Here is a 25,428-nt window from a genome sequence, read left to right as displayed (position 1 = left end):
ATCAGCCTTCAAACAGATCGCCCGAAGCCGGTGGCTGCGCGGGCGGATTGAGCCCAAGATGCAGCCAGGCGCGCGTACAGGCCATGCGGCCACGAGGGGTACGCTGGATAAAGCCCTGTTGCAACAGATAAGGCTCAATCATGTCCTCGACCGCGTCCTTGGCTTCGGCGATCGCCGCCGCCAGCGTCTCCAGTCCCACCGGCCCGCCGCCATAGTTTTCCATCAGCGCCCTGAGATAGCGGCGGTCGGAATGGTCGAGGCCGGACGGATCAACCTCCAGCCGCGCCAACGCCTTTGAGGCCGCCGCGCGGTTGATTGTGTTTGATCCATCAGCAGCCGCAAAGTCGCGCACCCGGCGCAGTAGCCGCCCGGCCACGCGCGGCGTGCCGCGCGAGCGCGAGGCGATCTCCAGCGCGCCGTCCTCGGACAGGTCGGCGCCCATCTTGCGCGCCGCCCCCATGACCACGCGCACCAGCTCTTCGGGCGTGTAGAACTCCAGCCGCAACGGTATGCCGAAGCGGTCGCGCAAGGGCGTGGACAAAAGCCCCGCCCGCGTCGTCGCCCCGACCAGGGTGAACGGCGCCAGGTCGATGCGCACCGTGCGCGCCGCCGGACCGTCGCCGATGATCAGGTCCAGCACATAGTCCTCCATCGCCGGATAGAGGATCTCCTCGACCGCCGGATTGAGACGGTGAATCTCGTCGATGAACAGGACGTCGTTCGGTTCGAGATTGGACAGGATGGCGGCCAGATCGCCTGCCTTGGCCAGCACCGGACCGGAGGTGGCGCGAAAGCCCACGCCCAGTTCGCGCGCTACGATCTGCGCCAAAGTGGTCTTGCCCAGCCCCGGCGGGCCATAGAAGAGCACATGATCCAGAGCCTCGCGCCGCTGCGCCGCCGCCTGCACGAAGACCTTGAGATTGGCCTTGAGCGGCGCCTGACCGACGAAATCGTCAAACACCTGCGGTCGCAGCGCACGGTCCTGCGCCCGTTCCTCATAATCCTCGCTGGCGTCGCCAGAAATCAGTCGCGCCATTTTAGTATCTCACGCGAATTTGGGCTTCGCCCATCGCTCCGATGGGGCGCGCCAACGGGCGCGGCGCCCGGTCGGGTGCTGTGACGATTGAGATCGACAAAACCTGTCCGCATCATCGTCCCAATGCCTTCAGCGACGCCCGGATCAGGGCGGGCAGTTCAACGCCCTCGCCCGCCGCCTTCAGCGCGCTATCGACCGCGACGCGCGCCTGCTGTTCAGCCACGCCCAGCCCGATCAGAGCCGCCACCGCGTCGCCGCTGATCGAGGGCGCAGCGGCCTTGGCCGCGACAGGCGCGGCGGACGGGAGAAAGTCGCCGCTGAACAGAACCTTGCCCTTGAGTTCGATAGCGATGCGCTGCGCCAGCTTCGGCCCGACGCCATTGGCGCGCCCGATGCTGGTCTTGTCCTCATGCGCCACCGCCTGCGCCAGTTGCGACGGCGTCAGCACGTCCAGCACGGCCAGAGCCGCCTTGGGGCCGACCCCCTGCACGCCCAGCAAGGCTATGAAGGTCTGGCGCTCATCCTTGTCGAGAAAGCCGTAAAGCCGCGTGCCGTCCTCGCGCGTCTGGCTGTCGATATGCAGGATCACCTCGCTTCCGAGGTCCGGCAGATCGGCCAGGGTGCGCACGCCACAGCGCACGATATAGCCGACGCCCGCGCACTCGACCAGCGCCTCCTCCTCGCCGCGCTCCAACAGCAGCCCCCTGAGCCGCCCGATCATGCGAGACTCCTTTTCAAGGTCTGCATCTTCCGCTTATGCGCATGGGTGATCGCGCAGGCCAGGGCGTCGGCGGCGTCGGCCTTCATGTCCGGCGCCTTGGGCAGCAGGCGTTTGACCATGAACAGGACCTGCTCCTTCTCGGCGCGCCCGGCGCCGACCACGGATTTCTTGATGTCGAGCGCCGCGTATTCGGCGACCATGATCCCCGCCTTGGCGGGCGCCAGCATGGCGGCGGCGCGCGCATGGCCCAGTTTCAGCGTCGAGGATGGGTTCATATTGACGAAGGTTTCCTCAATCGCCGCCTCGTCCGGCGTCCATTGCGCGATCACCGCGCTCAACTCTTCAAACAGATGCAGCAGACGCACCGACAGGGCCTCGTCCTGCGGCGGCTCGATGACGCCGTGCGCGACCCAGGACAGGCGCGCGCCCTCGACATCGACAAGCCCCCAGCCGAGCCTGCGCAGGCCGGGATCAAGACCGAGAATCCGAGTCATGTTCTTCATATGTTCGGTTCTATCCATAAGCCGCGCGTCACGCAAGCGCGATTGGCCGGAAAGTTGCACGCCTGCATCAAGATACGGGCGAACAGGCCCATTCTGGCGCATCGGCTTGCCATAAGGCCGAAGCTGGGGTTAATGTTTCCTGAACGGCATGCGGGGGCCATAATGAACGCCAAGAGTGCGAACCGGACACAGACTGCGGAGCGGGCGCATCCGGCGGGCTTCGCCGCCCTGGCGCTGCTGGCCCTGGCGGTGTGCGCGGTCGGTCTTTATCTGGGCCGCGCGCCGATTTTAAGCCCTTACCCGGAAGACTGGATCGGTTGGGCGCGCTCGGCCTTGACCTGGTCCGGCGTGTTCGCCATCGGCGTCGTGCTTCTGCTGGTCGGCGTGATCGGCGCTGTGCGCAGCCTGCTGCCTGCGCCGAAGCCGCATGCGGTCGTGGCCGCTCCCGCCGTTGCGTCCGCCGCCGGGACGGAGGAGGCGATGGCCGCGCCCGCCGAGGTCGTCACGCTTGACGAAGCCCGTCCGACGCGCGGCGCGCTGAAATTCGACGCCGATCGCGTCGCCGCCATCGCGGCGGAAACAAACGCAACGATTCCGACGCCGCCCGCCGCGCATCTGGGCGTGGAGTCGCTTGAACCGGCCATCTTCCACGACAACGCCTCTGACAGCTTTATGAGCCAGGCCTTTGACGCCTCAGCGGCGCTTGACGACAAGCATGGCCTGAAGCTGCCGACGCCATCCGCCGAGATCATTCCGATCCGCCCCGACATCAGCGTCGCCCCCGCCGATCCGCTGGAGGCCGCCCTGCTGGCCGAAACGCCGGAGCCAATCGTGCATCGCGACATGCCGACCGATCTCAACGCCGTCATCACCTCGACCCTGCGCTTTGCGCCGGAACACCCGGTGGAGCCTGCTGAGGAGACGGCGACGGCGCCCAATCCGGCGCCCAGCTATGTCGTTGTCGCAACGCCGGAAGCAGAAGCCGCCCCAGAAGCCGCCCCAGAATTCACCCCGACAGTCGCCACAGAAACGCCGATCGTCGCCATAGCTGAAGCCCCCGCCTCTGAAGGCTCCACTCTGGAAGCGTCGATATTGGCAGCCCCGATGTCGGAAATCCCGGCGGCGGACGCGCCTGCCCCTGAAACGCCCACACCTGAAACCCCCGCCGCCGATCCCGAAGCCGATATCCGTCAGGCCGTGCAGATGGCCTTGTCGGTCTGGCCGGACTCGACACGCGCCATCGCCGCCGACGAGCTGAGCGTGCGCATCGCCCACCTCTATTACGATCCGGCGCCGGACAGCGCGCGCGCCTTTCATCTGATCGCGTCCGGCGATCTGAGCGGCGCCTCAAGCGCCCTGCAACAGCAGGCGAACGCCCTGGCCGAAGCGGGCCAGACCAATCGCGCGGCTGAAATCTGGCGCGTGGTCGGCGCACTGCACATGGGCCGCGACGACAGCCGCGCCATGAACGCTTACGAGCATGTCTCGGCGCTCGACGCCGCCGACGCCAATATTCACCTCTATCTGGCGCGCCGCTATCAGATGTCCGGCGAGGTCGCCAAGCAACCCGAAGTGCTGCGCCGCGCCCTCTATGTCATCAGCGACCCGGACACGCGCGCCGAGCTTCTGGCGCCCTATGCCGACCTGATGCTCAAGGCGGGCGAGGTCAAGGCGGGCGGCGACGCGCTCGAAGAACTGAGCCGCCTCAATGAAACCGCCAGCTATCTGAAGCCCGACGACCTTGGCGCGCGCTCGACCTATGCGATCAGCGTGGCGCGACTGGCGCAGGTGCGTGAAATGCAGGGCGCCTATGATCAGGCCGCGCCCCTGTACCAGAAGGCGCACCGCGTCTTCGCCGACCTGTCCGCGCTCAAACCGGAGCATCCCGGCCTGCGCGCGATGGCCGACAAGGCCCGCCAGGACGCGCAGCGTTTCCAGACCGCCTAAATCTTTCTTTCAGAGACCTGCGATTTTTTTCGTGCTTATTGCGATGGCGTCTGTGTGCGCCAACCTTACTATCATTTAATGATATATACCTTGCATAGAAAGGTAGCTTGTCATATTCAATGAACATCGCCGTTATGTGAAACGGTTCATCGGCTCAAGGAAGGGTAAAATGCCTGAAGCCATTGATGTTCAATTGAAAAAAGGCGTTCTCGGCCTGTGCGTTCTGGCCTTGCTGGCGCGCTCTGAGAACTACGCCTACGAAATCGCCAGCCAGATGGCCCAGGCCATCGGCATGGGCGAAGGTACCATCTATCCGCTGATGCGGCGTATGCAGTCCGACGGCCTGGTTTCGACCTATCTGGTCGAAAGCACCTCCGGGCCGTCGCGCAAATATTACCGCCTGACCGAGGCGGGCCGCAGCGCCTTGACGGCGCAGGCCGCCGAATGGCGCGGTTTCGCCGGGGCGGTGGACGCCCTGCTCGACGCGGTTCCCACCCCATCCAACGAGGCTTGATCATGACTCGCACCGAATTTCTGGATCGTCTGCGCAAGGGTTTGAGCGGTCTGCCCACCCTGACCATCGACGATTTTGTCGCCGACTACGCCGCCCATTTCGATGACGCCGCCGCCGCAGGGCGCCCGGAGGCCGAGGTCGCCGCCGCGCTGGGCGATCCCGACCGTCTGGCGCGCGAACTGCGCGCTGAGGCCGGCGCCAAGTCGTGGGAGAGCGCCAAGACGCCGTCGTCCGCGGTCGCCGCCATCCTGTCGGTCATCGGCCTGGGCGCCATCGACATCTTCGTGCTGTTGCCCATAGCGGGCGGGGTGGCGGGGACGCTGATCGGCATATTGGCTGCATCGCTCGGGGTGTTTATCGCTGGCGGCGTCATCTTCGCCATCGCGCCGTTCGCCATGCTGCCCGGCGGCTGGGTCGCCGCGCTGTTAGCGGGCGCTGGCCTGATGGCGTTGGCCGCCGCCGCCGGAGCGATCACCCTGGCCCTGTGCGTCTGGCTGGTCAACGGCCTCGTCTGGTACGCCCGCCTGCATTACCGCGCGCTCAAGCCCGCGCTCGACGCCTGATCAGGAGACAAGATCATGATCCGCAATCTGTTCATCTTTTCCGGCGTCAGCCTCGCCGTATCCCTGTTCGCCCTGGCCGGCGCCGCCGGTCTGGTGCGGCATGATCTGGCCGCACACGACTGGACCTGGACCATCGAGCAGGGCCAGCACACGATTCACTTCGCAAAGGGCGCCCCGGCCAAACCCTATACGCCCGCCACGCGCTCCCTGACCTGGACCGACACGGATAGCCTGATCAGCGACGTCCCCGGCGACGTGGTCTATGGGCAGGGCAAACCTGCAGGGATCACGGTCAGCGGCCCGGCGGCCCTGGTGAGCCGCGTGCGTTTCGAAGGCGGGCGCCTGTTCCTGATCGACGGCGATTCGCACGAAGACTCGGAGATCATCACCTTCCACCTCGGTCCGCACGGCGTCGAGGCGCACGCCAACGATCATGACCGCCTGAAGATTGAGGTCACGGCGCCCGCTGTTACGCATTTCAGCGTCGCCAGCGACGGCGATCTCAGCATCCGCGACTATGACCAGCCCGCGCTCGATCTCAGCCTGTCCGGCAAAGGCGACGCTCATGTCGAAGGCGCGACCAAGGCGCTCACCCTGTCCGTGTCCGGCGACGGCAATGCGCACCTCGACGACCTGCGCGCCGGTGACGCCAGCCTCAATCTGAGCGGCGACGGCGATGCGATCATCGCCGCCACGGGTAAGGTCGCGATCAACAGCTCCGGCAATGGCGACGTGACTCTCAAGGCCAGCCCTGCCAGCCTGATCAGCCATCTGTCCGGCGACGGCAGCGTCAATCAGGAATAGCTTATCCGCCTGAGAGATTCATAATGACGTCAAGGCATGGGGTGTCGCCTCATGCCTTGACATGCCGGTAAGCGGCTGACAATTTCGTCTCCCGGCAACACTCATTTATAGCACCACAGACCTTCGCCGCACTGTGGCCGGCCTCCCTGATACCGAGTTGTCGACTGCTGACCGCCATGAACCTGGACAGAGTGGAACGGTGATATGAGAAAACACTCCGGTCTGCTGGCATTCACAGGCCTTACCTTCGCTGTCCTGTTCGCTGGCTATATGCTCTACCTGCGTTACACGGCCTCTCCATTGATTTTAACTGGCGCGCCCATTGCCAATCTCCTGCTCGTCTTAGCTATCTCTGTGGGCAGCCTGCTTGTTTATGCCGAATACCGGGATAGCCGGATACCCGCCATTCCTCCCGTCAAAGATATGTCCGCCCCGGCATCGGAAACAATTGCCCCCAAACCGAAAATATCCTCAAGAATTACAGGTTTTATCGGACTGATCGTCCTGTCCTTCCTGGTCTATCTCAGACACGCTAACAATAGTCAGGATAGCACAACATGGCTTGACGCCTACTGGCCGATCTTTCTGCCCATCCTGCTTGCAGTTACCTTGGGCTTTTGGGGCTATGACGCCTTGTTCGGTCGCATAATCAACGGTACGCATAGCGGTCGGTCGGCATTTGCCCTGCGCACAGCCCTTATTGCAAAGCGCACGGCCATGCTCTTGCTCGCATTTACGGCAGGCGTGCTGTTCATGGGTAACAATATGCAGGCGGCCTACAATAACGAAACGGCTCAACTTCTGATCGTCGCCATCTATGCCAGCCTGCTAAGCACCATTGTGATTGCACGTTAAGGCACGTTTCGGAACCTCATACCGAGGCGAGGTTTTTGTCCCTTATAACTACGCCGCACGGACATTGCCGAGGAAGCGCTGCATCTCGACACGCAGCTTTTCCGCCTGTTCAGCCAGTTGCGACGAGGCGCCCAGCACCTGTGTCGCCGCCGAGCCGGTCTGTTCGGCGGAATAGGCCATGCTGGCGATATTGGACGACACCTCGCCCGCGCCCGCCGAGGCCTGAGCGACCGCGTGGACGATTTCCTGCGTCGCGCCGTTCTGCTGCTCGATAGTGTTGGCGATGTGGTTGCTGGCCGTGTTGATCTCGGCGATCGTGCCGGTGATACTTTCGATGGCCGAGACGGCGCGCGCCGTGGTCTGCTGGATCTGGGCGATCTTGTCGGAGATTTCGGTGGTCGCCTTGGCGGTCTGACCGGCCAGCGACTTGACCTCGGAGGCGACGACCGCGAAGCCCTTGCCCGCCTCGCCCGCCCGCGCCGATTCGATGGTGGCGTTGAGCGCCAGCAGGTTGGTCTGGGCGGCCAGGCCGGAGATCAGCTCGACCACCCCGCCGATCGAGGCGGCGACCGCGTTCAGCTCCTGCACGACCTGCGCGGCCTTTTCGGCGTCGCGCACCGCTTCGCTGGAGATGGTGGCGGAGTTTTCCACCTGACGACTGATTTCCGAGATCGAAGCGCCCAGTTCTTCGGCGGCGCCAGCGACCGAGGTGACATTGGCGCCGGTCTGTTCGGCGGCGGCGGCCACGGCCTGCGACTGCATCGAGGTTTCGTTGGCGGTGGCGGTCAGTTGCGTCGCCGCCTGCTGCATGTCGGCGGCGGCGGTCGAGACGTGGCTGACAATGCCGCCGATGGAGGTTTCAAACGTGTCGGCCAGATCGGCCATGACGCGGCGCTGCTCGGCCTCGCGCTCGGCGGATTTGACGTCCTGCATGATCGAGATGGTGTGGGCGGCGCCGTCCAGAGTCGCGCCCGATACGGTGAAGCTGACCTCATAGCTTGAGCCGTCGTCGCGGCTTAAGGTTACCGCGCCCGACCACTGGCCGTCGCGGCGCACCGCTTCACGCACCTTCTGCACGACCTGAACGGCGTCCATTCCGTCTTTCTGTTGCGCAGCGAACAGATCGGAGGATTTGCGCCCGATAAAGGCGGCGGCGCTCACGGCGCCCATATTGCGCACAAAGGCGCGGTTGGCGAAGACAATGCCTTCGCGACCCGGCTCAACGCAGGTCAGGAACATGGCGACCGGCATCAGGTCCAGCACTTCGCGCCACACCTCCTGCGCCGCGTTTTTCGTCGTCCGTCCCGCAAACAAGCCCAGCATGGTTCACCCCGTCATCTATGGTCGGCGTGACGCTAGCGGCGTCATGCTTAAGGAGGGGTAAATAGCGGCGCGCTGGGGTCGCAGATGTCGCCTCATGTCGCGCGCGCCACATGAAAAAAGCGCCGGAGTGGAACTCCGGCGCTGGCAAGTTCAAAACTGCAACCGTTACCGGCTGAACTTCTGGAACTTGATCCGGTGCGGGATCAGGCTGTCGGTGCCGAGGCGGCGCTTCTTGTCTTCCTCATACATTTCGAAATTGCCTTCGAACCATTCGACGTGGCTGTCGCCTTCGAAGGCCAGGATGTGCGTGGCCAGACGGTCGAGGAACCAGCGGTCGTGGCTGATGACCACGGCGCAGCCCGCGAACTCTTCCAGCGCCTCCTCCAGCGCCTGAAGCGTCTCGATGTCGAGATCGTTGGTCGGTTCGTCGAGCAGGATGACATTGCCGCCCGCCGCCAGGGTCTTGGCCAGGTGGACGCGGTTGCGCTCACCGCCGGACAGGAGGCCGACCTTTTTCTGCTGGTCGCCGCCTTTGAAGTTGAAGCCGCCGACATAGGCGCGCGAATTGATCTCCTTCTTGCCGACCAGCATGATGTCGGTGCCGCCGGAAATGGCTTCCCAGACAGTGTGGTTCGGATTGAGATCGTCGCGCGACTGATCGACATAGGCCAGCTTGACCGTCTCGCCGAGACGGATCGTGCCCTTGTCCGGCGTTTCCTGACCGGTGATCAGCTTGAACAGGGTCGATTTACCCGCGCCGTTCGGACCGATCACGCCGACAATGCCGTTGGGCGGCAGGCGGAAGGTGAGATCCTTGAACAGAAGCTTGTCGCCATATTCCTTCTCCAGCCCTTCAACCTCCAGCACGACATTGCCGAGGCGGGGTCCGGGCGGGATCTGGATGGTGGCGAAGGTCTGGGCGGCGCGGGCGTTTTCCTGTTCGCGCACCATGTCCTCATAGGCGGCCAGGCGGGCCTTCGACTTGGCCTGACGCGCTTTGGCGCCGGAACGCACCCATTCCAGTTCCTTGGTCAGGGCGCGTTGACGCGCTTCGGATTCGGACTGCTCCTGCACCACGCGCTTCTGCTTCTGCTCCAGCCAGCCGGAATAGTTGCCCTCATAGGGCACGCCCTTGCCGCGATCCAGCTCCAGCGTCCACTTGGTCACCTGATCGAGGAAGTAACGGTCGTGGGTGACCAGGATCACGCAGCCGGGGAAATTTTCGAGGTGATGCTGCAACCACGCCACCGATTCCGCATCAGGGTGGTTGGTCGGTTCGTCGAGCAGCAGCATGTCGGGCTTGGAAAGCAGCAGACGCGCCAGGGCGACGCGACGCTTTTCACCGCCCGACAGCTTGGTCACGCCCGAATCGTTCGGCGGGCAGCGCAGCGCGTCCATCGCCATTTCGATGCGGCTATCGATATCCCACAGATCGCCCGCATCGATCTTTTCCTGGAGGGCGTTCATCTCCTCCATCAGCTCTTCGGAATATTCCTCGCCCATCAGGGTGGCGACTTCGTTGAAGCGATCGAAGGTCTTTTTCTCATCGCACCAGTCGATGACGTTCTCCCAGACGGTCTTGGACTCGTCCAGATGCGGCTCCTGCTCCAGATAGCCCATCTTGGTGCCTTCGGCGGCCTTGGCCTCGCCGGAAAATTCCTTGTCGAGACCGGCCATGATCTTGAGCAGGGTCGATTTACCCGAGCCGTTGACCCCAACCACACCAATCTTGGCGTCGGAATAGAAGGAGAGCCAGATGTTTTCAAAGACCTTCTTGCCGCCGGGGTAGGACTTGGTCAGCCCCTGCATCTGGAAGATATATTGTTGCGCCATGAGGAGGATGCGCCCTTTTGCTGGAATGTCGGGAATTGGCGTTGCGTTTAAACGCCCCGCCGTAAAATCTCAAGGCCAATCGGGCGTCAGCGGCTGAATACCGCCGCCATCAGCGCTTCGAGATGCGCCCGGTCCTCGTCGTCATAGGCGCCGAACCGCTCGGAGTCGGAATCGAACACGGCGATCAGCTCGCCCGCCGCATCGAAAACAGGCACGACGATCTCTGAATTGGAGCGCGCATCGCAGGCGATATGATCGGCGAAGGCGTGGACGTCCGCCACCACCTGCGTGGTCCGGGTCTGCGCCGCCGCGCCGCAGACGCCGCGTCCGAAACGAATGCGCAGGCAGCCCAGGGTGCCGATATAAGGACCGACCACCAATTCGTCGATCCCGTCCGCCTTCTTCGCCTGATCGACAATGTAAAAACCCGTCCAGAACCACGAATCGAAGGCCTGTGACAGTAAGGACACACAGGTCGCCATACGCGCAATGCGGTCCGGCTCGCCGTCCAGAACGGCCAGCACATCCCTTATGACATCCTGATATTTTTCAGCCTTGCTTTGCATTGCATGGGGTGTTTGCACGCTGTAGCTCAACGGGTAGGTCTCCGGAAATTCGCCCGTCAGGGGTAAGAATTGGCCGGAGCGCGCGTCTTGCGCGAATGTCCGGCGGCCGGGAGGTGTTAACACTTTTCACTGGCCAAGGCACGGCTTTTAACGCATGATGCCGGTATGTAACAATGTTGTCGCAAGCGCTGCGTACAAGGCGGATGGCGGCAGATCGTTGATGGCTGGGTGTATTTCAGGGCTGAGCTGGGGGCCATGCCGCGCGGGGCTGCGCGGTAATCCGGCGACGCCCGACGACATTCATATCCGCATGTCGGCAGACCCGCATGTCGGACACCGGGGGGCAAGACTTGACAGTCGTCATATTCCTTAACAACAGTGGCCCGCTACGGTGTTGCGTTAACCATAATTTTGCCGACCTGGTCGGAGCGAAGCGTGATGTTCAGGCGTGACATAGGCAAGGGCGAAACGCCCCAGGGAGCGACCGGCGCGCGTCCGCGCGTTGCGTCCGCGCGCCTGCGTCCGATGATCGCCTTGGCCCTGGGTCTGTTCGCCGCGGTGAGCCTGAGCGGCTGCGACCGCATCGTCGACATCATCCACCATCTGTTTGGCCCCTCCGATCCGCGCGCCGCCGGCCAGTACGCCTGCCCGCGCCCGCCCGATCCGTTCCAGACGCAAGGCTTCAACGGTCAGGAGCGGGAAATCCGCTATTACCGCCACCTCGCCTTCGCCAACGACTTCTTCGCGCAGCTTGAGCTGGCCAACCGCTACGCCGCCATCAACGCCGAGGACAAGAATCTCGAAGATCCGATCGAATCAGCGACCTGGCTGGTCATGGCGCTCAGCAATGCTCAGGGCTATCTGCCGATGAACCGCGCCATCGGGCCGGACGGCGCCACCATGGCGTCGCGCTATGACAAGTGCCGCGCCTATGAGCGCGAGCGCGCCTACCATATGCTCGATCAGGAACTGTCGATGATGGATTCCACCGAACGCGACAAGGTGCGCGACCGGGTGATCTACATTCAGTCCACGCTCGGCGCCGACGGCTTCCGCACCCTGGCGCGACTCTATGACGATCAGTACGGCCCGATGGGCGAGCCCGCCAACGATCCGCAGGCGGTGCGCGCCATGATGCGCGGCGCCAATTACGGCATGTCGAACGTGCGCACCCTGTTCGAGCGCTCGGACGTCGACGCCTATCTCTATAATTATAAGGCGTCCGAAACCGGCGACGTCAGCGCCTATGTGCTGCTCAAGGATTTTGAGAAGTCGGCGCCCGACCGCGCGCAATACGCCGCCTTTGTCGAGACCAAGGCGCGGCGCTGGGTGGCGCCCTACGAATTCTACCCACCCGACGCGCCGGGCGGCGGCGTGCCGCATTCTGACGAAAGCCGCCTGAGCGACGCGCAAAGCTACGCCCTGACGCGGATGGACGAACTGCCCTTTATCCATGTCGTGCGCGCGCTCGACTATCTGAACCTCCTGCACGTCGCCTGTTTCGATCCCAAGGACGTGCCTGAGCAGACCGTCACCGGCCTGCGCGCCATGATCGGCATGCCCAGCCAGCCCGGTTACCTGACGCCGTTAGACCGGGTGCGCGCCATCGAACTGGCCGCCGTCAACGGCGATTCGCGTTCGCAGCTCGTGCTGGCGGTCATGTATTCCGAAGGCGTCGGGGTCGGGGTCGATTACGCCCGCGCCTTCTACTGGTATCAGCAGGCCGAGAAGCAGGGCTCGCCCGAAGCGCGCTACGCCATGTCCACCTATTTCGATCTCGGTCTCAAGGGCGTCGCCGATCAGGACAAGGCGCAGGCCGTGGTCATGCAGCTCGACGCCGCTCTGGAAGGCTTCAAGCCCTCGGTCAACCGCCTGCAGGACGTGCTGGCCCAGGTCTCACAGACCGCGCAGCAGCAATAGTGAAGGATGAGACGCATCATGATGGCCGCTGACCGCACCCTGAAACTGGCCCCCTGGGCTATGCTGGCGCTGGCGGCGTTCGTATGGCTCGCCCTTGCGCGCCCCGCCACCGCCGACGAATGGCGCGGCAACAACGCCGCGCGCGTCGACGCCACCATCCGTCCGTGCTTCGGCATGCTGCTCGACGCGCAGTTACGCACCTGCGGACCGACGCGCCATTATCGCAATGACGGCCGCCGCTATGGCTGGTACGGCAGCCGCGCCGACGCCACCATCGACTGCGACCGCGCCTCGCCCGGCTATGTCGAGGAGGTGGCGCGCCATATCCGTCCCTATGGCGTGCTGTACCTCAAGGCGCGCAACCGCTCTTGCATAGCCAGCCTCGATATCGACCGCTCGATCACCATTGTCGGTCAAGGCTACGGGCCGAACACCATACCTGTGCTGGTGGCGCCCGACGGCCAGAACTGCATCCGCATCTCGCCCAATGCCGACAAGGTGATCCTGAAAAACGTCTATTTCTCCAGCCCGCGCGGCGCCAATACGCCGTGCATCGAAGCGACGGGTAAGGAATTGACCCTGCAGAATTCACTGATCCGGTATCAGGGCGACAACGCCGCCGTGCATGTGGCGGGCGGGCGCTTCAATATGACCGAATCCTCGCACATCATCGCCAAGACGCGCGGCGTCGCCCTGGCGGTGCAGCAAGGCGAAATCTACGCCGAAAACTCCGAAATCGCCTCCACGGCGGGCGGGATTTACGCCACCCTGAGCGGCGATTCGCAGCTTCTGGGCCTGAGCGTGCAGCAACTGGCGGACTGGCATGGCTTTGAGCGCGGCGAAAACGCCGTCGGCCTCGACATCAAGCTGGACAGCGCCGACTCCATCCTGTCGATGAACGATCTGAAGGTCGCCTATTTCGCGCAAGGCATCAATCTCGACGGCGCGGGCGAGGCCCTGCTCTCGCACAGCCTGATCTCGCGCAGCGAGCATGCGCTGACCGTCTCGGTCGGTCGCGTGCGCATTATCGAGAACACTATCATCGCCAATGAGATCGGCGTCGATGTCGAAAGCGGCACGGCCTATATCGGACGCAACCAGATCGCCAATGTGCGCACCGCCGGGATTCTGGCGCAGTCCAATGGCGAGATCCGCGCCGTGGACAACGCCATCGACCCGAACGGCGAAGGCTGTCCGACCCTGCGCTGGGGCAACATCGACCCGTCACAGCGCGTCTGCACCCCGTGGTTCAAGGGCTCCGCCTTCGACGTGCCGGGCGACGCGGCGGATCAGTATCTGTTCGACCAGTTCTGGCCCAAGATGAGCGCCGTCGCCTACAACGCTTCGCCCGACGACCTGGCCAAGCCTGACGCGACCCGGCCCTGAAACGACGACGCCAACGGATGCCATAAAAAAGCCCCGGAAAACCGGGGCTTTTTGTCATCAGTGATAGCCGTTATAGCTGTCCTTGTGATGCGGCGGCGGCGCAGCGGGACCGGCGCCGGGATCGTAGTCGGTGCAGGCGCTTGGTATGCCGCCGCCGACCTTGCCGCCCATGCCGAGCGCGGTGTTATCCTGCGCGTTCTGAGCGGTGACCGCGACATTGCGGCCTTCGGTGTTCATATGGGTTTCGGTGCCGGTGGCGCTGTCATAGGTCATGACCTGCGGCGCCTTGTGCTCCGGGTCGTATTGCGCGACGCAGGCCTCGGCGCGTTGCTTCTGCGTGCTGTTATCGACCGGATAGGGATAATAGTGCGCGCAACCGCCCAGCGCCAACGCGCCCAATCCGGCGAACATCAGGCCAGCTTTCATAAGGATATGCGCTTTCATTCACTCCCCCGGCGAAATGGTTAACGCCGCATAATTGCACATTTCCCGAAGCAAACAAAGCCCCGAAATCGGCGTTACGCACCTGACAATGATAAAGGCCCGGCCTTGACGGGACCGGGCCTTGTCGCCTTATCGCCAGCGCCGCATCAGGCGCCCAGCGCTTCCAGCTCCTCGTCGGAAACATCGAAATTGGCGAAGACGTTCTGCACGTCGTCATCGTCATTAATGGCGTCGATCAGCTTCATCAGGGTGCGCACCGGATCGCCGCTTACCGGGGTCAGGGCCTGCGGCTTCCAGACAAAGCCGGTCGATTTCGGATCGCCCAGCGATTTGGACAGGGCTTCGGTGACCTCGTTGAGGTCTTCAAACGCCGTGTAGATGACGTGGCCGCCCTCCTCTTCGTCCTCGTCCGTCTCGACATCGGCGGCGCCCGCCTCGATGGCGGCCTCCATGACCGTGTCGGCGTCGCCGACCGACAGCGGATAACGGATTTCGCCCAGCCGGTCGAACATGAAGCTGACCGAGCCGGTGTCGGCCATCTGGCCGCCGAACTTGGTGAAGTAGGAGCGCACATTGCCCGCCGTGCGGTTGCGGTTGTCGGTCAGGGCCTCGACGATGATGCCGACGCCGCCCGGACCGCGGCCCTCATAGCGGACCTCCTCCATATTGTCGGCCTCGCCCGAAGCGCCCTTCTTGATGGCGCGCTCGATATTGTCCTTGGGCATGGATTCGGCCTTGGCCATGGAGACGGCCAGACGCAGGCGCGAATTCATCGCCGGATCGGGCAGGCCCATCTTGGCGGCGATGGTGATGTCGCGCGACAGTTTCGAGAAGAGCTTGGAGCGCGCGGCGTCGGCGCGGCCCTTCTTGTGCATGATATTCTTGAATTTACTGTGGCCAGCCATGAAATCCTCTCACGCCGCCCGCATTGGTGCGGCATGTCCTTGAAGTGATCGCGGGTTTCTAACCTCGCAAAGGCGCTTTGTGAAGCCCGTTATCCGGCTGAGGTCAGCGCCTCGACCTGGGGAATCTGCGCCTTCAGCCGTCCGCCAACGCGGATCGGCTCGATGCGCAGGGCAAGGCCGGTGCGGTCGTCGCTTTCAACATAGACGCCGCAGACCGTACCTTCGCCGGTCGCGGGCTTGTAGCGCTCCTTGCCGATGCGGGTGGTGAAGCGGCGCAAAGGCTCTTCCTTGTCCATGCCGATCACGCTGTCATAGTCGGCGCAGGCCCCGGCGTCAGTCTGATAGGCGGTGCCGCCGGGCAGGATTTGCGCGTCAGCGGTCGGGACGTGGGTATGGGTGCCGACCACCAGCGTGGCGCGCCCGTCGCAGAAATGCCCCATCGCCATCTTTTCCGAGGTCGCTTCGGCGTGCATATCGACCACAATGGCGTCGGCGGCCAGACCCAGCGGGCACGACTCAAGCTGACGGTCCACCGCGCCGAACGGATCGTCCATCGACGCCATATGCACGAGGCCCAGCACATTCATGACCAGAATCCGCCTGCCCGTTTGCGTCTCGAACAGATTGGCCCCGCGTCCCGGCGCATCGGCCAGCGGCGGATAGTTGAGTGGCCGGATCAGGCGCGGCTCACGCACAATATAAGTTAAAGCCTCTTTCTGGTCCCACGAATGGTTGCCGAGCGTCAGACAGTCCGCGCCCGCGTCAAACAACTGCCGCGCCGAATTTTCCGACAGGCCAAATCCCGCCGAGGCGTTTTCGGCGTTGATGATGACAAATTCCAGATCGAGGCGCCGACGCAAACCCGGCAGATGCTCCGCAAGGGCGTCCCGACCGGGACGTCCCACCACGTCGCCAAAAAAAGCAAAGCGCATTAATCTTCCAAATCCAGAGCCAGATGACGGCGGCTCATGCCGTGCGGCGCGCCTCGATCACGCCACCTTCGGTAAATATCTCATCCAGACGCTGATCATGCACTTCATAGGGCAGTTCGGCAAGTTCCTGCCCGGAAAAAGCGATACCGCAAACGCGCATATCCCGCTGAAGACGCAAAGATTCCAGCGCGCGGTCATAATAGCCGCCGCCATAGCCGAGCCTGTGACCATCGCGCGTAAAGCCGAGCAGAGGAACCAGAATCACATCCGGCGCGACCTCTCCGGTTTCGGCGCGGGGCTGATGGATATCGAACGGCCCCAGCTCCAGCGCGTCGCCGATCGCGAAGCGGCGGAACCGCATGACGAAACCGTCGCCCTCCGCCATAAGACACGGCAGGGCCAGCTTGTAGCCGCGATCCTCGAAGACCTGCATCAGGGGAAACGGATTGATCTCGGACTGGATCGGATAATAGCCGGCGACGCAGGCGCCCGCCCGCGGCCAGCGTTCCATCGCCGTCAGCGTCTCGGCCACCGCCGCCGCCATATGATCGCCTACGCGCAGATCGGCGGCGGCCAGGGCGGCGCGCCGACGCTTCATCTCATTGCGCAGCAGAGGTTTGGGGGCTTCGACGTCGATCAAGGTCAGGCTCCCGAAAGGCAAAGGGTGGCGGCGCCGCGTAAGAACCGTGTCGAAGGTTTAAATCCTCTCAGACCTGACAAGTCAGGTGGGAACCAGATGACTAGGACCACGGTCCAGATCAGCGCCAGCCCCCGTTCTAAGTGATTAAGGTCAGAAGGATTTGTATCGCCACGCGAGCCGCAGCAAGACCCGCCATTTTTCATAATAATGTCGGGGCGCTGTGAACTCAAGATGGTCGCAAGGACCGGACGATAAAGATTCCGCTTTCCTGAAGCGGCGAAATGCGGCATAGGCGCGTCATCGTCATTGGGGAGTAGCCGCCTTTCTTCGGAAAGGGATCGCGCCAACATACTGAACGCCGCAGCGTTCTGGCGCGCTCATAACTGGCAAGACCTTTGGTCGTGGAAGCGGTTGTCCGGCCGGGCAAGACGCCTCTGCGCGCCATCGGTTGATCGCTTGCCCGGCCCCAATACGGATACATGCTCTTAACAATTGTCCTGTTCCTCGCTTCGGCAGTCGCCATCTATCTGGCCTGCGACTATTTCACCAACAGCATCGAATGGGTGGGCAGGCATATGAATCTCGGCGCAACCGCCGTCGGTTCGGTGCTGGCCGCCTTTGGCACCGCCCTGCCCGAAAGCGCCGTGACGCTCATGGCCGTGGTCTTCGGCCATACGGCGCAGCAGAAGGACATCGGCGTCGGCGCAGCCATGGGCGGTCCGCTGGTTCTGGCGACCATAGCCTATGGCGTGGTCGGACTGGCCCTGTGGCTGAACCGGCGCAAATTGCAGCGCGCCGACGCTATGGTGCAGGTCGAACATGGCCGCCTGAGCCGCGATCAATTGGCGTTTCTGGCGATCTTCGTCGTCAAGGTCGGTCTGGGCCTGGTCGCCTTCGCGTTCAAGCCATGGCTGGGCCTTCTGTTCCTGCTCGCCTACGGCCTCTATGTCTGGCGTGAGATCACCACAGCGGAAACCGACGCCGAGGAAGAGGAGCTGGAGCCGCTCAAAATCCGCCCCGGTCATCCAACCCTGTTCTGGGCCGGTTTGCAGGCCGGGCTCGCCCTGCTGGTCATCGCCTTCGCTTCGCGCCTGTTCGTGACCCAGATCGAACATATCGGCCAGAGCCTCGGCATGGCGCCGCACCTGATCGCGCTTCTGCTATCGCCGGTCGCGACCGAACTGCCCGAAACCATGAACGCCATCATCTGGGTGCGTCAGGGCAAGGAGCGGCTGGCCCTGGCCAATATTTCCGGCGCCATGATGATTCAGGCCACCATTCCGTCGGCGCTGGGGATCGCCTTTACGCCATGGCGCTTCGATCATGCGCTGCTGGCTTCGGGCGTGGTGACGGCCCTGGCCATTATCGCCCTGTTCCTTATGTTCCGGCGCGGGCGGGTCGATGCGCGAGCATTGGCGGGCGTGGCAGGGCTTTACGGAGTCTTCGCACTATGGCTGGTGCTGACCGGCGCGGTTTGATAAACAGCCTCATGAGCGAACCCTGCCAGCAACCGCCCGGCGCCTTTGCGCCGATCATCGACCGCGCGCGTTGCGAGGGCAAGGCCGACTGCGTCGTCATCTGCCCCTATGAGGTGTTCGAGCTGGACATCCTGCCGCCGGAAGACCGCAAGGCTCTGCCCTTCGGCGCCAAGGTCAAGGGCTTCGTCCACGGCTGGAAACAGAGCTTCGCCGTCCGCGCGGACGCCTGCCGCGCCTGCGGCCTGTGCGTCAAGGCCTGCCCGGAAAAGGCGATCACCCTGCAACGCGCGCAGGACTAGCCTCGCCTGCAACAGCGATTTTTTGGCCTTTCTTGGACCGGTTTCATGTGCAATGACTTGCCCTGAAACATTCAAGGAGGTTGTCATGAACCGAACCCGCCGTTTTTGTCTGGGCGCCACCGCGCTGGGAGGCGTCGCCCTGACCGCGCTGGCGGCAGGCGCGCCGCTGTCCGCCCTTGCAGGCCCTTCCGCCGATGAGACGTCCGATATGACCAGCAACCCGTTCGCCCAGCCGAGCGACCTGCCCTTGCAGGCCCCGCCCTTCGACAGGATCAAGGACACCGACTACCAGCCCGCCATCGAAGAGGGCATGAAGCAGCAACTGGCCGAAATCGACGCCATCGCCAACAACCCGGATGCGCCCAGCTTCGAGAACACTCTGGTCGCGCTGGAAAAGTCCGGGCGGATGCTGGACCGCGCGACCTCGGCCTTCAACGCCGTGGTGCAGGCCAACACCAATCCGACGCTCGATCAGGTGCAGACCGAAGAGGCTCCGCGCCTCGCCGCCCAGAACGACGCCATCTATCTGAACGACAAGCTGTTTCAGCGCGTCAAGGCGGTCTATGACCAGCGCGATACACTGAAACTCGACCCAGAATCGCAACGGCTTCTGGAGGTCAAATACAAGCAGTTCGTCCATGCGGGCGCCAACCTGTCCGAGGCCGACAAGGCGCGGCTGCGCCAGATCAACCAGCAGGACGCCTCGCTGGAAACCGAGTTCCAGCAACGCCTGATCGCCGGGTCGAAAGCCGCCGCCTTCATCACCGCAGATAAGGCCGATCTCGACGGTCTCAGCGATGAGGACATCGCCGCCGCCGCCAAGGCCGCGCAGGACCGCAACCTGCCGGGCCAGTATCTGATCCCGCAGCAGAACACCACCCAGCAGCCGGTTCTGGCGCAACTCACCAACCGCAAGGTGCGCGAGCAGATCTACACCAACTCGATCACCCGCAATGAAAAGGGCGACGCCAACGACACGCGCGCCATCATTCAGCAACTGGCGCAGCTCCGCGCCGAAAAGGCCAAGCTGCTCGGCTATCCCAACTACGCCGCCTATGTGTTGTACGACCAGATGGCGAAGACGCCTGAAGCGGTCGAAACCTTCATCGGCCAGCTTGTCCCCGCCACCGCCGCCAAGATCGCCGACGAAGGACAGCAGATTCAGGCGATGATCGACCAGTCCGGCGCGCACTTCGATTTGCAGCCCTGTGACTGGGAAATGTATTCCGACAAGGTGCGCAAGGCGAAGTACGACCTCGACCAGAGCGAGCTGAAACCCTATTTCGAACTGAATACGGTGTTGCAGGACGGCGTCTTCTACGCCGCCAACCAGCTTTACGGGATCAGCTTCAAGGAACGCCACGACCTGCCGGTCTATCAGCCGGACGTGCGCGTCTTCGACGTGTTCGACAAGGACGGCTCGCAACTGGGCCTGATCTATGTCGACTACTTCAAGCGCGACAACAAGGCGGGCGGCGCCTGGATGAGCAATTTCGTCAACCAGTCGCATCTCCTGGGCACGAAGCCGGTCGTCTATAATGTCGCCAACTTCACCAAGCCGGCGCCGGGCCAGCCTGCCCTGATCAGCTTCGACGACGTGACGACCATGTTCCACGAATTCGGCCACGCCCTGCACGGCCTGTTCGCCAACAGCCAGTACGCCAGCCTGTCCGGCGCCAATACGGCGCGCGACTGGGTCGAATTCCCGTCGCAGTTCAACGAACACTGGGCGCTCTATCCCGACGTGCTGAAGCACTACGCCGTCAACTACAAGACCGGCGAGCCGATCCCGCAGGCCCTGGTCGACAAGATCAAGGCGTCGGCGACCTGGGGTCAGGGCTATGATCTGGGCGAACTTTTGGCGGCGTCCGATCTCGACATGCAGTGGCACATGTTGCCCGCCGACGCGCCGGTTCAGGACGTCGACGCCTTCGAGACGAAGGCGCTGGCCGACACCCACACCAACTTTAAAAACGTGCCGCCGCGCTATCGCTCGACCTATTTCCTGCACATCTGGGCCAATGGCTATGCAGCGGGCTATTACGCCTATCAGTGGACGGTCATGCTGGACGACGACGCCTTCGCCTGGTTCGAAAAGAATGGCGGCCTGACCCGCGCCAACGGTCAGCGCTTCCGCGACATGATCCTGTCCAAGGGCCAGACCGAAGACTATGGCGACATGTTCCGCGCCTTCTACGGCAAAGACCCTGACATCGGCCCGATGCTCGAACATCGCGGTCTGGCGGCGCCGAAATAAGACATTGACGAACCCTCCGGCGCCTGCGCGCCGGAGGTTTTTTCCTTCACCACGCGCCCTGACATGACTTGACGCCCCCCGCCCGTCCTGAAACATAGGCGGATCAAAAAACACCGGGAGGCCGTCATGTCCGTTCGTCATACCCTGCTTTGGGACACCCTGCTTCTGGCCACAGCCTTCGCGCTGGCGCCGCTGGCTTCGCATGCGCAAGATCTGATGTCGCGCTCCCTGACCCCGCCTGCGGCGGATCAGTGGCAGTCCTTCGGCGACGGCGAGAGCCACAAGCTGGTCAAGGATGACGGCGTGCGCGGCGGCTGGGCTTATCAAGTGACCGCCGCCAAGGCCGGTCAAAATCCATGGGACGTGCAGGCGGGCGTCAGCACCGACCGTCCGGTCAAGACCGGCGACGTGATCCTGCTGGCCTTCTGGGCCAAGGCCGTGACCCCGCCCGCGAACGCAACAGCGATCTCAGCGCCCGTCGCGATTCAGGAAGCCGCCGCCCCCTATACCCGGCTGGGCGAGGCCACGCTCAACATCACCCCGGACTGGAAGCTCTATTACGTCACCGGGACAGCCACAAAAGACTATGTACCGCAGGCCCTGGGCGTCAGCGTGCAACTGGCCTCGGCGGCGCAGACCGTCGATCTCGGCCCGGTCTTCCTGCTCGATTACGGCGTCGGCTATAACGTCACGCATCTGCCGGTCAACGATCCCGAAGCCGCGCGCGCCGCCGAAGACGCCGCCAAGGGCAAAAAGAAGAAGTAAGGTGACACGGGTGCGTGGACGCGGTCCCACGGCCGTCGTCCGCGCTTTTTCCGCTTAAGAAGGCGCGGAATTCGTCTATAACCGCAAGATAACCGATACCCAGAAAGAGACGTCGTCAGGACGTCCAGATTTGAGCAAGAAACCGCAACCGGGAGACACCCTGATGATCTCAAGCCATGCCGTCCGCCTGACGGCCACGACCGCTATCGCCGCCATACTGGCCTGCGCCCCTTTCACCATCGCTCAGGCGCAGGACGCCGCCCCCGCCGCGCAGCCCTGGCTCAACAAGGATCTTTCGCCCGACGCGCGCGCCGACGCGGCGCTGGCGGCGATGACGCAGGAAGACAAGCTCACCCTCGTCTTCGGCTATTTCTCGACCAATGCGCCCTGGTTCACCGCCGGTACGAAGCGGTTTGAGTTCCCCAAGGACGGCCTGCCCAATTCGGCAGGCTATGTGTACGGCATTCCGCGCCTCGGCATTCCGGCGCAGTGGGAAACCGACGCCGGGGTCGGCGTCGCCACCCAGCGCTCGCCGACGCCGCGCCTGCGCACCGCCCTGCCGTCCGGCATCAGCACCGCCGCCACCTGGGACCCCGGCATGGCGTTCGCGGGCGGCCAGATGATCGGCAATGAGGCCAGACTGTCCGGTTTCAACGTGCAACTGGCGGGCGGCGTCGATTTGCTGCGCGAACCGCGCAACGGCCGCAACTTCGAATATGCTGGCGAAGACCCGCTGCTGGCCGGCGTGATCGACGGTAATGAGATCAAGGGCATCCAGTCGAACCACATCGTCTCGACCCTGAAGCATTACGCCTTCAACGATCAGGAAACCGACCGCAACATGATCGACGTCAAGATCGACGACAAGGCGGCGCGCGAATCCGATCTGCTGGCCTTCCAGATCGCCAATGAGGTCGGCCAGCCCGGCTCGGTCATGTGTTCTTACAACCGCGTCAATGGCTACTATGCCTGCGAAAACGACTGGCTGCTCAATCAGGTGCTGAAGCAGGACTGGGGCTTCAAGGGCTATGTGATGTCCGACTGGGGCGCGACCCATTCGACGGTCGCCGCCGCCAATAACGGCCTCGATCAGGAATCGGGCTGGGCCTTCGACCGCTCGGCTTACTTTGAGGGCGCCCTGCGCGAAGCGGTCAATAACGGCTTCGTGCCGCAGTCGCGACTCGACGACATGGCGCGCCGCGTCCTCTACGCCATGTTCGCGCATGGCCTGGTGGACGATCCGGTGCAGGGCGACAAGGCGGATACGATCGACTACGCCGCTCACGCCAAGGTCACACAGGCCGACGCAGAGGACGGCATCGTCCTGCTCAAGAATGACAAAGGCCTGCTGCCCATCGCCAAAACTGCGAAAAAGATCGTCATCATCGGCGGCCATGCCGATTTCGGCGTACTGTCGGGCGGCGGCTCGTCGCAGGTCTATGCCGAGGGTTCCAAGCATTTCGACGGCGAAGGCCCGGACGGTTTCCCCGGCCCGCTCACCTACTACGCCTCCTCGCCGATGAAGGGGATCGAAGCGCGCACCTCGGCCAAGGTCAGCTATCTTGACGGCAAGGACGTCAAGGCGGCGGCGAAGGCGGCGCGCGGCGCCGACATGGTCATCGTCTTCGGCACGCAATGGACCGGCGAAGGCATGGACGTGCCCGACCTCAACCTGCCGGACAATCAGGACGCCCTGATCTCGGCTGTGGCCAAGGCCAATAAGAAGACCGTGGTGGTGCTGGAAACCGGCGGCCCGGTCGTCATGCCGTGGCTGAACAATGTCGGCGCCGTGCTCGAAGCCTGGTATCCGGGCTCCAGCGGCGGCGAAGCCATTGCGCGCGTGCTGACCGGCGAGGTCAATCCGTCCGGCCACCTGCCCGCCACCTTCCCGGCCAGCGTCGATCAGTTGCCGCGTCCGAAACTGGACGGCGACCCCAAGCTTGGGCCCGACACCCATCCGCACACCGATTACGACATCGAAGGCGCGGCGGTCGGCTATAAGTGGTTCGACAAGAAGGGCTTAAAGCCGCTGTTCCCGTTCGGCTATGGTCTCAGCTACACCGCGTTCCAACTGGGCGGCCTGTCGGCGCAGGCTGACGGCAAGGGCCTGAAGGCGTCGTTCAGCGTGAAGAACACCGGCGCGAAGGACGGCAAGGAGGTCGCGCAAATCTATGTCGCGCCCGCTACGGACGCCGGCTGGGAAGCGCCCAAGCGCCTCGGCGGCTTCGTCAAGGCCGACCTCAAGCCCGGCGAAAGCCAGACCCTGACCGCCAGCGTCGATCCGCGCCTGCTCGGAACCTACGATTCCGCCAGCAAGACCTGGACGATCAAGGCGGGTGATTACAAGGTGATGCTGGCGACCTCCGCCGCCGACATCGCGCAAACGGTCACCGTCCACCTCGATCAGCAAACCCTGAACGTACAGGGTAAGTAAGCGTCTGAAAGCCCCCTCTCCCCATGACCACGGGGAGAGGGGACATATCCAAGACATCGCCATGTTCCGCCATCTGGTCCTCGCTCTCGCTCTCATCGCCTCGCCTCTGACGGCCCATGCGCAGGACTACCAGTCCTCGCCGCCGCGTCAGGACGCCACGGCGCGCGACTTCGGACCGTATCTTGGCCCCTATCGCGCCAAGGTGACGGCCAAGATGCTGGAGGATTTCGGCGAGCAATATCTTTACGCGCCCCTGAACGCCGCCCTGCCCGCGCTGAAACCGGATGAGGACCGCGTGGTCTTCCTCGGCGATTCGATCACCGACCGCTGGAATCTGGCGCAGTTCTTTCCCGGCAAGCCCTATATCAATCGCGGCATCGGCGGTCAGGTCACGCCGCAGATGATCATCCGCTTCCAGGCCGATGTCGTCGCCCTGCATCCGAAGGCCGTGGTCATTCTGGCGGGCATCAATGACGTGCAGGGCGTGTTTCAGGTCGAGAGCGAGCCGCAGATCGAAACCAATTATCTGACCCTGGCCGAACTGGCGGAGGCCAATGGGATCATTCCGATCTTCACCGAGATCACCCCGATCAACAACTATACGCCCAACGCCGCGACGGTGCTTGAGGACCGCCATGCCGACGAACTGACGCGGCTCAATGGGTGGCTTGAGGCCTTCTGCGCCGGACACGGCTATACGCTGATCGACTACGGCCCGATCTTGCGCGACGATAAGGGCCTGATGCGCGCCGACTTCACCACCGACGGCATTCATCCGACCGATTCGGCCTATGCGGTCATGGCGCCGGTGGCGGAAAAGGCTATTGAGCAGGCTCTGATGTCAGCCGCCCCCCGTCCTTGATCGCGCGCATGGCCAGGGTCGTGGAAAAGCGCTCGACTCCCGGCAGCCGCCACAGGCTCTGGCGCAAAAAATCGTCCAGCGCCGCCATGTCCGGCATGATGACCTGCAACAGATAGTCCGTCGCCCCGACCGTGGCGTGACAGGCCAGCACCGACGGATGCGCCGCCACCGCGCGCTCGAACGCCTCATGCTTGTCAAAGGCGACGCTGACCTGCACGAAGGCCAGGGTGGTCAGGCCCAGAGCGGCGGCGTCCAGTTCGGCGCGATAGCCCTTGATCACCCCTTGCGCCTCCAGCGCCTGCACGCGCTTCCAGCACGCCGCCTTGGACAGACCCGCGCGTTCCCCCAATTCGGCGAAGGACAGCCGCCCGTCGCCTTCCAGAAAGCGGATCAGCATCCGGTCAACTTTGTCCATTATTCATCTCGCACTGAGAAACATTG

Annotated in this window: 24 protein-coding genes and 1 riboswitch; of the genes, 13 read left to right on the top strand and 11 right to left on the bottom strand. The window is 63.6% G+C overall.

The window, feature by feature from the left end; translation table 11 throughout:
* Position 1 precedes the first annotated feature (1 nt).
* The 3 genes from ruvB to ruvC all read right to left on the bottom strand — a co-directional run bounded on the left by ruvB (position 2) and on the right by ruvC (position 2,278).
* Positions 2-1,036: a Holliday junction branch migration DNA helicase RuvB gene (gene ruvB, locus ACTHLA_RS04765; RefSeq protein WP_440185941.1), complete on the bottom strand. Its 1,035-nt coding sequence runs from the start codon at positions 1,034-1,036 to the stop codon at positions 2-4.
* 112 nt (positions 1,037-1,148) lie between these two features.
* A complete protein-coding gene (gene ruvA / locus ACTHLA_RS04760) occupies positions 1,149-1,757 on the bottom strand; it encodes a Holliday junction branch migration protein RuvA (RefSeq protein ID WP_440185940.1) in 609 nt (202 codons plus the stop codon).
* Positions 1,754-2,278 (bottom strand): crossover junction endodeoxyribonuclease RuvC, encoded by a 525-nt coding sequence (gene ruvC / locus ACTHLA_RS04755; protein ID WP_440185939.1) that lies wholly within the window; start codon positions 2,276-2,278, stop codon positions 1,754-1,756. Before ruvC ends, ruvA begins: the two co-directional genes overlap by 4 nt.
* 144 nt (positions 2,279-2,422) lie before the next feature.
* Here ruvC and ACTHLA_RS04750 point away from each other — a divergent pair, with 144 nt between their 5' ends.
* The 5 genes from ACTHLA_RS04750 to ACTHLA_RS04730 all read left to right on the top strand — a co-directional run bounded on the left by ACTHLA_RS04750 (position 2,423) and on the right by ACTHLA_RS04730 (position 6,943).
* On the top strand, positions 2,423-4,207 hold the full coding sequence (locus ACTHLA_RS04750) for a hypothetical protein (protein ID WP_440185938.1): 1,785 nt from the start codon (positions 2,423-2,425) through the stop codon (positions 4,205-4,207).
* A 169-nt stretch (positions 4,208-4,376) separates the two neighbouring features.
* Positions 4,377-4,721, top strand: coding sequence for a PadR family transcriptional regulator (locus ACTHLA_RS04745; RefSeq protein WP_440185937.1), 345 nt, complete (start codon positions 4,377-4,379; stop codon positions 4,719-4,721).
* A 2-nt stretch (positions 4,722-4,723) separates the two neighbouring features.
* Positions 4,724-5,284, top strand: a complete 561-nt coding sequence (locus ACTHLA_RS04740) for a DUF1700 domain-containing protein (protein WP_440185936.1) — start codon at positions 4,724-4,726, stop codon at positions 5,282-5,284.
* Between the two features lie 15 nt (positions 5,285-5,299).
* Positions 5,300-6,088 (top strand): GIN domain-containing protein, encoded by a 789-nt coding sequence (locus ACTHLA_RS04735; protein WP_440185935.1) that lies wholly within the window; start codon positions 5,300-5,302, stop codon positions 6,086-6,088.
* Positions 6,089-6,292: 204 nt separating this feature from the next.
* Positions 6,293-6,943, top strand: coding sequence for a hypothetical protein (locus ACTHLA_RS04730; RefSeq protein WP_440185934.1), 651 nt, complete (start codon positions 6,293-6,295; stop codon positions 6,941-6,943).
* 48 nt (positions 6,944-6,991) lie between these two features.
* On the opposite strand, the gene ACTHLA_RS04725 is transcribed toward ACTHLA_RS04730, so the two are convergent.
* The 3 genes from ACTHLA_RS04725 to ACTHLA_RS04715 form a co-directional block, all read right to left on the bottom strand.
* Positions 6,992-8,266: a methyl-accepting chemotaxis protein gene (locus ACTHLA_RS04725; protein WP_440185933.1), complete on the bottom strand. Its 1,275-nt coding sequence runs from the start codon at positions 8,264-8,266 to the stop codon at positions 6,992-6,994.
* 165 nt (positions 8,267-8,431) lie between these two features.
* Complete coding sequence (gene ettA, locus ACTHLA_RS04720) at positions 8,432-10,099, bottom strand: energy-dependent translational throttle protein EttA (RefSeq protein WP_440185932.1); 1,668 nt, start codon at positions 10,097-10,099, stop codon at positions 8,432-8,434.
* 86 nt (positions 10,100-10,185) lie between these two features.
* Entirely contained in the window at positions 10,186-10,665 is a 480-nt protein-coding gene (locus ACTHLA_RS04715; protein WP_440185931.1) for a GAF domain-containing protein, read from the bottom strand.
* Positions 10,666-11,103: 438 nt separating this feature from the next.
* Here ACTHLA_RS04715 and ACTHLA_RS04710 point away from each other — a divergent pair, with 438 nt between their 5' ends.
* Positions 11,104-12,585 (top strand): tetratricopeptide repeat protein, encoded by a 1,482-nt coding sequence (locus tag ACTHLA_RS04710; RefSeq protein WP_440185930.1) that lies wholly within the window; start codon positions 11,104-11,106, stop codon positions 12,583-12,585.
* 18 nt (positions 12,586-12,603) lie between these two features.
* Positions 12,604-13,971 (top strand): hypothetical protein, encoded by a 1,368-nt coding sequence (locus ACTHLA_RS04705; RefSeq protein ID WP_440185929.1) that lies wholly within the window; start codon positions 12,604-12,606, stop codon positions 13,969-13,971.
* Between the two features lie 57 nt (positions 13,972-14,028).
* Here ACTHLA_RS04705 and ACTHLA_RS04700 read toward each other — a convergent pair whose 3' ends face one another.
* The 4 genes from ACTHLA_RS04700 to ACTHLA_RS04685 all read right to left on the bottom strand — a co-directional run bounded on the left by ACTHLA_RS04700 (position 14,029) and on the right by ACTHLA_RS04685 (position 16,892).
* Positions 14,029-14,415 (bottom strand): hypothetical protein, encoded by a 387-nt coding sequence (locus ACTHLA_RS04700; protein WP_440185928.1) that lies wholly within the window; start codon positions 14,413-14,415, stop codon positions 14,029-14,031.
* Between the two features lie 146 nt (positions 14,416-14,561).
* Positions 14,562-15,320: a YebC/PmpR family DNA-binding transcriptional regulator gene (locus ACTHLA_RS04695; protein ID WP_440185927.1), complete on the bottom strand. Its 759-nt coding sequence runs from the start codon at positions 15,318-15,320 to the stop codon at positions 14,562-14,564.
* An 89-nt stretch (positions 15,321-15,409) separates the two neighbouring features.
* Entirely contained in the window at positions 15,410-16,252 is an 843-nt protein-coding gene (locus ACTHLA_RS04690; protein ID WP_440185926.1) for a TIGR00282 family metallophosphoesterase, read from the bottom strand.
* Positions 16,253-16,286: 34 nt separating this feature from the next.
* Positions 16,287-16,892, bottom strand: coding sequence for a 5-formyltetrahydrofolate cyclo-ligase (locus ACTHLA_RS04685; protein ID WP_440185925.1), 606 nt, complete (start codon positions 16,890-16,892; stop codon positions 16,287-16,289).
* A 296-nt stretch (positions 16,893-17,188) separates the two neighbouring features.
* Positions 17,189-17,308, top strand: a riboswitch (yybP-ykoY riboswitch).
* 63 nt (positions 17,309-17,371) lie between these two features.
* On the opposite strand from ACTHLA_RS04685, the gene ACTHLA_RS04680 reads away from it, so the two are divergent.
* From ACTHLA_RS04680 to ACTHLA_RS04655, 6 genes are all read left to right on the top strand, one after another.
* Complete coding sequence (locus ACTHLA_RS04680; protein ID WP_440185924.1) at positions 17,372-18,370, top strand: sodium:calcium antiporter; 999 nt, start codon at positions 17,372-17,374, stop codon at positions 18,368-18,370.
* Between the two features lie 11 nt (positions 18,371-18,381).
* On the top strand, positions 18,382-18,669 hold the full coding sequence (locus tag ACTHLA_RS04675) for a 4Fe-4S dicluster domain-containing protein (protein ID WP_440185923.1): 288 nt from the start codon (positions 18,382-18,384) through the stop codon (positions 18,667-18,669).
* Between the two features lie 85 nt (positions 18,670-18,754).
* Positions 18,755-20,926, top strand: coding sequence for a M3 family metallopeptidase (locus ACTHLA_RS04670; RefSeq protein ID WP_440185922.1), 2,172 nt, complete (start codon positions 18,755-18,757; stop codon positions 20,924-20,926).
* A 126-nt stretch (positions 20,927-21,052) separates the two neighbouring features.
* Complete coding sequence (locus ACTHLA_RS04665) at positions 21,053-21,691, top strand: hypothetical protein (protein WP_440185921.1); 639 nt, start codon at positions 21,053-21,055, stop codon at positions 21,689-21,691.
* A 163-nt stretch (positions 21,692-21,854) separates the two neighbouring features.
* Positions 21,855-24,125: a glycoside hydrolase family 3 C-terminal domain-containing protein gene (locus tag ACTHLA_RS04660; RefSeq protein WP_440186023.1), complete on the top strand. Its 2,271-nt coding sequence runs from the start codon at positions 21,855-21,857 to the stop codon at positions 24,123-24,125.
* 61 nt (positions 24,126-24,186) lie between these two features.
* Entirely contained in the window at positions 24,187-24,987 is an 801-nt protein-coding gene (locus ACTHLA_RS04655) for a GDSL-type esterase/lipase family protein (RefSeq protein ID WP_440185920.1), read from the top strand.
* Here ACTHLA_RS04655 and ACTHLA_RS04650 read toward each other — a convergent pair.
* Complete coding sequence (locus tag ACTHLA_RS04650; RefSeq protein WP_440185919.1) at positions 24,947-25,402, bottom strand: Lrp/AsnC family transcriptional regulator; 456 nt, start codon at positions 25,400-25,402, stop codon at positions 24,947-24,949. The two genes, ACTHLA_RS04655 and ACTHLA_RS04650, sit on opposite strands and share 41 nt — an antisense overlap.
* Positions 25,403-25,428 lie beyond the last annotated feature (26 nt).

The organism is Asticcacaulis sp., from assembly GCF_051956075.1.
Lineage (GTDB): Bacteria > Pseudomonadota > Alphaproteobacteria > Caulobacterales > Caulobacteraceae > Asticcacaulis.
The sequence above is the reverse complement of the archived record's forward strand: the minus strand, read 5'-3'. Positions and strand labels throughout refer to the sequence as shown.